At 74.1% G+C, this 7,783-nt stretch carries 3 protein-coding genes; 2 read left to right on the top strand and 1 reads right to left on the bottom strand.

Annotated elements, in window-relative coordinates:
• Nucleotides 1-90: 90 nt before the first annotated feature.
• The gene (locus tag ACFWH7_RS20120; RefSeq protein WP_378219300.1) at nt 91-3,303 is read right to left on the bottom strand and encodes a cellulase family glycosylhydrolase; all 3,213 of its coding nucleotides are present in this window, start codon (nt 3,301-3,303) and stop codon (nt 91-93) included.
• A gap of 456 nt (nt 3,304-3,759) precedes the next feature.
• Between ACFWH7_RS20120 and ACFWH7_RS20115 the strand changes: the two genes are divergently transcribed.
• Both ACFWH7_RS20115 and glgB read left to right on the top strand, forming a co-directional pair.
• Nucleotides 3,760-5,268, top strand: a complete 1,509-nt coding sequence (locus tag ACFWH7_RS20115) for a glycosyl hydrolase (RefSeq protein WP_378219298.1) — start codon at nt 3,760-3,762, stop codon at nt 5,266-5,268.
• 99 nt (nt 5,269-5,367) lie between these two features.
• Entirely contained in the window at nt 5,368-7,599 is a 2,232-nt protein-coding gene (gene glgB / locus ACFWH7_RS20110; protein WP_378219296.1) for a 1,4-alpha-glucan branching protein GlgB, read from the top strand.
• Nucleotides 7,600-7,783 lie beyond the last annotated feature (184 nt).

Genomic DNA, 7,783 nt, shown 5'->3' with positions numbered 1-7,783 from the left:
CCTCGCCCACCGGGCTCGGCCCACTCCGGGGCCGGGGCGCCCCGCGGCGGGCCGCCGCCCGCGCGTCGGGCCGATGCCCGGTTCGGCCGCTCAGCCGCAGGCGACCGCCGCGTACGGGACGGCGAGCTCGACGGCGTCGCCGCCCGAGCCCACGGTGACGACCGCCGACCCGGCGGGCACCGACGTCGCGCGCGCCGCGAACGACTGGTACGCGTTGGCCCCCGGCGCGACGGCCGCGAAGGCCTTGCTCCCGTACGGCGTGCCGAGCGTCACGGCGACGGGCGCGTCGCCGTCGTTCGTCGCCCGGACGGCGACGTACGCCTTTCCGGCGAGGCACCGCGAGGACGCCTCGACCGTCACGGGCACGTCCGGTCCCGCGACGGCGGTCCGCACGTCGTCGACGACGAGCACCGCCGGGCCACTGCCCCCGAGGTAGAACGAGATCTCCGTGACGGACTCCAGGTCCGGGCGACCGCCTCCGCCCGCCCACGGCGGGAGGGACAGGTCCGAGAACGGCACGTGCAGGACCCCCGCGGGCTGAGGGCCGACGTCGGGCAGCACGGTCTCCCAGAACTGGCCGCCCGCGACCACCTGCACCGTGACGTCCTGCCCGGCCCCGAGGCCGGAGCGGTCGAGCCACAGGTCGAAGCCCGCGTACCCCCACCACGACTGGGGCGCGTCGAACGTGCGGGTCACGCCGGCGTACCCCGACGACGCGAGCGTCGTCGCGAGCCGCATCGCCTGACCGCCGTCGGCGCCGGGGGCGAGCGTCGACGTGATCGGGTCCCCGCCGGTGTTCGCCCGGTGCGCGGCGGTGAGCGCGGCGTCGTCGGCGAAGCCCTCGTAGTCCTCGACGACGAGCGGCTCGGTCGGCAGCGCGTCGGTCGCGAAGGTCCGCGGCCCGCCCGTCATGCCCGTCGTCCCGGCGCCGTTCACCGCCTCGACGTGCCACGTGTACGACGTCGCGGGGTCGAGCTCGACGGCCGGCGCGAGGCTCGTGCCGCGCACCTCCGCGGACACGATCGGCGCGCCCGGCGCGTCGGTCCGCGCGAGCGTCACGCGGTACGTCGCGGCCTGCGCCGCCGGCTCCCACCGCAGGGTCGGCGTGCCGCGCAGGGCGGACGTGCCGTCATCGGGCGCGAGGGCCCCGAACGCGCCGGGAGCGGCGAGCTCCCCGCCCGTGCCGAGCAGACGCACGTCGCCGAGCTGCTGCGCCCACTCCGGTGTCGCGCCCGCGGGCCAGACAACGCGCACGGCGTCGGTCCCCGCGGGCAGGGTCGCGGTGTACACGAAGCGGCCCCACGCCCCGCCCACGGTCCCCGGCGCGCCGGCGACCCCGACGTCGAGACCGCGCCACGCGCCGTCGACCCGCGCCTCGAACGTCAGGTGCGCCGGATCGGCGTCCGGCCAGTACCACCCCGTCGCCTCCAGCCGCGTCAGGCCGTCCGCCTCCCACGCGAGCGACGCCGCGCCGGGTGCGTCGCGCTTCGCCCGCCCGGCGTCCCCGCCGAACAGGTCCGGGTTGCCGGTGTCGATGCCGACAGACCCCTCGACGCTCGCGCCCGCCAGGTCGTCGAGCGCGTCGTCGACCACGGGGAGGTCGGCAGCGCCGCGCAGCGTGACGCGCTCGAGGCGCGCCGTCGCTCCCGCCGGCCACGTGACGCGGAGCCGCTCGCCCTGTGGCGCGGAGACGGCGACGCGGAAGCGCCCGTCCCCGTCCGGCTCGACGGCGCTGCTCGCGGCGACCCACGTCTCGCCGTCGGCGCTGGTCTCCACGACGAGCGCCGCGACGTCGGCGGCGGTCGCCGCCCGCACGCGCAGCTCCGCGCCGGTCAGACCGTCGTGTGCCCACGTCGCGTGCGCGGGGCCGGCGCCGGCCGGGCCGAGCAGCGCGGCGTCGCCGTCGGGCGTGCCGCGCAGCCCGGCGTGGTCGACGAGCGGGCGCTGCGTCTCGAGGGGGTCGACGACGACCTGCTCGCCTGCCGCCGCGACGACCGGCTCGGAGGCCGGGCCGTCCGCGCCGTCCGCGCCGACCGGGACGACGCGGTAGGCCGCGTCGCCGCCCGCCGACGTGTCGAGGTACGGCTCGCCCGTGTCCGTCAGGCCCTCGGCGACGACCTCGAACGCGCCGCTCGGGACGCCGTCGGACACCGCTGCGCGCTCGACCCGGTACGTCGCCGCGCCGGCCGCCCCGCGCCACGACACCTCGTGGAAGCCGTACGTGCTGCCGACCGACGTCACGAGCGGCTGCTTCACCTCGACGGCGACCGGGGCGCCCGCGAGCGCCGCCGAGAAGTCGCGGATCGCCGCGACGTTGCCGCGCATCCGGTCGTCGGTGCCCGGGTCGTGCAGCGTGAAGCCGTCGTCGTGCGGGACGAGGCCGGACGCGTCGTCGTGCCCGAAGAGCGACCAGAACATCATGCCGGTGACGTCCGGATCGGCCGCGAGCGGCTCGAGCAGCTCGGGCGTCGCGGCGGTCGAGGCGTACTCGCCCGCGACGTACACCTTCCCGGCGTCGGTGATGCGGGCCGCGTCCGCACGGACGCCGCTCGCCGTCGGCGGGTAGTAGTGCACGTCGACGATGTCGACGAGCGGGGACGCGAGCGTGTCGTCGTCGATCCCGAACCGCTTGCCTGCCGCGACGAGCTGCCGCGGCGCGCGCTGGGAGATCTCGGTGGCGACGTGCTCGATCCACTCCGGCGTCATGCCCTCGAGCTCGTTGCCGAGCTCCCACGCGAGGACCGTCGGGTCGTCCTTGAGCGCGAGGCCGGTGTACGGGTTCACGTGGTCCATGACGTGGTGCACGTAGTCGGTGAAGTCCGCGACGACGCGCGGGTCGGAGTAGAACTCCGCGCACGGGGTGAGCGGCGTGGTCGGCGCGCACAGCCCGTACGGAGCGCCGAAGTCGCGGTGCCCGCCGTGGTAGTACGCCCACTCGTCGGTGAGCGGCAGGATGAGGCGGATGCCCTTCGACGCGGCGTAGGCGACCGCGTAGTCGATGCTGGCGAACGCGTCGGCGTTGTACCCGGCCTCCCTCGACGGGAGGATCGCGAGCGGCGAACCCGTGGACGCGAGCATGTGCGAGCGCACGACCGTCACGCCGAGGTTCGACGCCGTGTCGAGCGCGTCGCGGATGCGGAAGGCCGTCGGGTAGTCCACCGTGCCGGGCGGGACGTTCTCGTCGAGCCCGAGCCAGTAGATGTTCGTCCCGCTGAAGCGGAACGTCTCGCCGTCGAGGACGAGGCGCGTGCCGTCGCGCTCGACGAACGAGGTGTTGCGGCTCTCGCCGAGGGGTGCGCTCACGGCGGGGATCTCCTTGGTCGGGGCGGCAGCGGCGGCGCTGGTCGGGCTCCCGCCCGCACTGCCTGTTGCGGAGCCGACCGGGACGACCGTACCGGCGAGCGCCAGCACGACGGCAGTCACCAGGCCGAGCGGTCGGCGCCCGGCGGGTGGCCGACGTCCGGCGGGCGGTCGACCTCGGTGGGTATCGGCGTTGCCTGCGCGGGGCCTCGCCGCACGCAGTCGTCGTGGGGTCATCGTCCGCTCCTTCGCGTCGGTGGCGCGCCGGCCGCCCGACGCAGGGCGACCGTAGATCGTGGCGACCCGGGATGTCAACGCTGTCACGTTGGCATCGCTCCCACGATGCAGCCTAGTGATACCAATACATTAAGCGGTTCATGACAACGGTAGACAGCACCATCGCCCGGTACTACCGTTGCCGCCCGTCAGGCACTACTCACGCAACGACGCGGAGGACGCATGCGACACCTCACCCCAGTCCACGGCAGCAGACCCGGCAGCGCGTCCGGGCCACGACCCGACTCGACGACGACCGCCCGCCCGAGCACCCGACGACGAGCCCTCACGGCGCTCGCCGCGGGCGTCGCGGCCCTGCTCGTGGCCACGCTCGTCCCGACGGCCCCCGCCGCGCACGCCTTCCCGGCGCGCGACAAGCAGGCGGTGATCGACTACCTGCGGTCCATCACCGGGACCTCGATCGTCTCGGGTCAGCACAACAAGGAGCCGGCGTCGGCGCCCGGCCAGTACACGCAGCAGGTCCGTGACATCACCGGCCAGTACCCAGGCCTGTGGGGCGGCGACCTGATGTTCCGCGGCGAGGACCAGGCGAACCGGCAGCGCGTCGTCGACCAGGCGAAGACGGAGTGGGCCAACGGCTCGCTCGTCGCCCTCACGTGGCACGCGTGCTCCCCCACCGGGCCGTCGACGTGCGAGTTCGAGGGCGGCGTCAAGACGCAGATCAGCCCGAGCCAGTTCGAGCAGGTCGTCACCGGCGGCACCGCGCTCAACCAGACGTGGCGCCAGCGCATGGCCGAGGTCGTGCCGTACCTGCGCCAGCTCCGGGACGCGGGCGTGCCCGTGCTGTGGCGGCCGTTCCACGAGATGAACGAGACGTGGAACTGGTGGGGCGGCCGCGCCGGGGTCAACGGCGGCGCGAAGATCTACCAGCAGATGAAGGACTACTTCGACTCCCAGGGCCTCGACAACCTCATCTGGGTCTGGAACGTCCAGGACAACCCGACCGCGAACTGGGCGAGCTACTACCCCGGCAGCTCGTACGTCGACGTCGTGAGCCTCGACGTCTGGTACAAGAACCACCCCAGCACGTCGGACTACCAGCAGATCCAGTCCATCGCCGGGAGCAAGCCCATCGCCATCGCCGAGATGGGGAAGGTCCCGAACGACGCGCTCCTCACTGCCCAGCCGCGCTGGAGCTACTTCATGGTCTGGTCCGAGCAGCTGCGCGGGAGCAACACGAACGCCGAGATCCAGGCGGCGTACTTCCACCCGCGCGTGCTCAACCAGGGCGAGGTGCAGCTCGGCTCCGGCGGGACGCCGAACCCTGGCCCGGCTCCCGCGACCGGCGCGATCGTCGGGCTCGCCGGCAGGTGCGTCGACGTCGCCGCGTCCGGGACCGCGAACGGGACCCCCGTCCAGCTCTACACGTGCGCGCCGGGAGTCGCGCAGACGTGGGAGGTCCGCGCCGACGGCACGATCCGCAACCCGAACGCGGGCAGGTGCCTCGACGTCGCGGGCCAGGGCACCGCCAACGGCACGGTGGTCCAGATCTGGGACTGCAACGGCTCGGGCGCGCAGCAGTGGGTGTACTCCGCCGCGACGCAGTCCCTGCGCAACCCGCAGGCGAACAAGTGCCTCGACGTCACGGGCCAGTCGTCGGCGGACGGGACGCGGCTGCAGGTCTGGGACTGCACGGGCAACGCGAACCAGCGGTGGACCCTGCCGTCCTGAGCTCCCCGGTCCGGCTCGCCCGGCGGTCGTGAGCGCCCCCTCGCGATCGCCGGGCGAGCCTGTCAGGTGCGCGGCGAGCCGACGTGGAAAGGTTGCCCCATGACCGGGCCAGCCGACTCCACCACCCCGCCACCCGTCGTCGTGCCGCCGGACGCCCTCGCCGCCGCGGCGGCAGGACGCACGTTCGACCCGCACGCCGTGCTCGGCCCGCACCTGGCGCCCGGCGCGGAGGACGCGCGCGCCGTCGTCCGGGTGCTGCGCCCGCTCGCCGACGAGGTCGTCGTCGTCACGACCGACGGCGAGCACGCGGCCGCGCACGAGCAGGACGGCGTGTGGGCCGCCGTCGTCCCGGTGCACCAGGACGCCGACGGCACCCGGCACGCCCCCGACTACCGCGTCCGGGCGCGCTACGGCCACGAGGCCACGACCGACGACGACCCCTACCGCTTCCTGCCCACCCTCGGCGAGGTGGACCTGCACCTCCTCCGCGAGGGCCGGCACGAGGAGCTGTGGCGCGCGCTCGGCGCCAACCTGCGCACGTACCCCAGCGCGCTCGGCGACACCAGCGGCACCGCGTTCGCCGTCTGGGCACCCAACGCGCGCGCGGTCCGCGTCATCGGCGACTTCAACGGCTGGGGCGCGACCCACCCGATGCGCTCGCTCGGTTCGAGCGGCATCTGGGAGCTGTTCGTCCCGGGCGTGGGCGCGGGCGCGCGCTACAAGTACGAGATCCTCGGCCCCGACGGCTCGTGGCGGCAGAAGGCGGACCCGCTCGCCAAGGCGGCGGAGGTGCCGCCCGCGACGGCGAGCATCGTCGTCGAGTCGCAGTTCGCGTGGTCCGACGACGCGTGGCTCGCCGCGCGCGCCGCCCACGACCCGCACACGCAGCCTCTCAGCATCTACGAGGTCCACCTCGGGTCGTGGCGCCAGGGCCTGTCGTACCGCGACCTCGCCGAGCAGCTCACCGCGTACGTCGTCGAGCAGGGCTTCACGCACGTCGAGCTCCTGCCCGTCGCCGAGCACCCGTTCGGCGGGTCGTGGGGCTACCAGGTCACCGGCTACTACGCGCCGACGTCACGGTTCGGCCACCCCGACGACTTCCGCTACCTGGTCGACCGCCTGCACGCGGCCGGCATCGGCGTCGTCGTCGACTGGGTGCCCGCGCACGTCCCGCGCGACGAGTGGGCCCTCGCCCGGTTCGACGGCACGCCCTGCTACGAGCACGCCGACCCCCTGCGCGGGGAGCAGCCCGACTGGGGCACGTACGTCTTCGACTTCGGGCGCAACGAGGTCCGCAACTTCCTCGTCGCCAACGCGACGTACTGGCTCGAGGAGTTCCACGTCGACGCGCTGCGCGTCGACGCCGTCGCCTCCATGCTCTACCTCGACTACTCGCGCGGCCCCGGCCAGTGGCACCCCAACGTGCACGGCGGGCGCGAGAACCTCGAGGCCATCGCGTTCCTCCAGGAGGCCAACGCCACCGCCTACCGGCGCACGCCCGGCGTCATGATGATCGCCGAGGAGTCGACGGCATGGCCCGGCGTGACCCGGCCGACGTCGGCCGGGGGCCTCGGGTTCGGGCTCAAGTGGAACATGGGCTGGATGAACGACTCCCTGCGCTACGTCGCCGAGGAGCCCATCAACCGGCGCTACCACCACCACGAGATCACCTTCTCGATGGTCTACGCCTACTCCGAGCAGTTCGTGCTGCCCATCAGCCACGACGAGGTCGTGCACGGCAAGGGCTCGCTCTACGGCAAGATGCCCGGCGACGACTGGCAGAAGCGCGCCGGCGTGCGCGCGTTCCTCGCCTACCAGTGGTCCCACCCCGGCAAGCAGCTCCTCTTCATGGGCAGCGAGATCGGCCAGCACTCCGAGTGGAACGAGGGCCGGTCGCTCGACTGGGACGGCCTCGCCGCCGACCCCGGCCGGCAGGGCGTCCAGCGCGCCGTGCGCGACCTCAACGCCCTCTACCGCGCGACCCCCGCGCTCTGGGAGCTCGACCACGACCCCGCGGGCTTCGAGTGGCTCGACGCCGACGACGCCGACCACAACGTCCTCGCGTACGTGCGCCGCGGCCGCGACGGGGGCGAGGTCGCCGTCGTCGTGAACTTCGCCGGCACGCCGCACGAGGGCTACCGCGTCGCGCTGCCGTCCGGCGGGGCGTGGCGTGAGGTGCTCAACACCGATGCCGAGGTGTACGGCGGTTCCGGGGTCGGCAACCTCGGCGAGGTGGAGGCGGAGGCCGTGCCGTGGAAGGGCCGCGCGCACTCCGCGACCCTGCGCCTGCCCCCGCTCGGCGCGCTGTACCTCGTCCCGTCGCCGAGGTAGAACTCTGGTCTGCCGGAGTAGAGGTCCGGTCTGCTGACGTAGAGGTCTGGTCACCCTGGGTGGTGGGTGGGGTGCCTCCCTCAGCGCGACCATGCGCTGCCGGGGGCCGGTTCGCCCCTGAGCTGGAGGTCGCCGCCGCCGTTGACACATGTGTTTCGGGCCCCGGCGTCGTACAGGATCTGTG

The sequence above is a fragment of the Cellulosimicrobium cellulans genome (assembly GCF_042723955.1).
GTDB classification, from domain to species: Bacteria; Actinomycetota; Actinomycetes; order Actinomycetales; family Cellulomonadaceae; genus Cellulosimicrobium; species Cellulosimicrobium cellulans_H.
The sequence above is the reverse complement of the archived record's forward strand: the minus strand, read 5'-3'. Positions and strand labels throughout refer to the sequence as shown.

What these genes read in the sequence shown, in the direction of transcription:
- ACFWH7_RS20115 (WP_378219298.1), top strand. Translation starts at nt 3,760, where the DNA reads ATGCGACACCTCACCCCAGTCCACGGCAGCAGACCCGGCAGCGCGTCC.
- glgB (WP_378219296.1), top strand. Translation starts at nt 5,368, where the DNA reads ATGACCGGGCCAGCCGACTCCACCACCCCGCCACCCGTCGTCGTGCCG.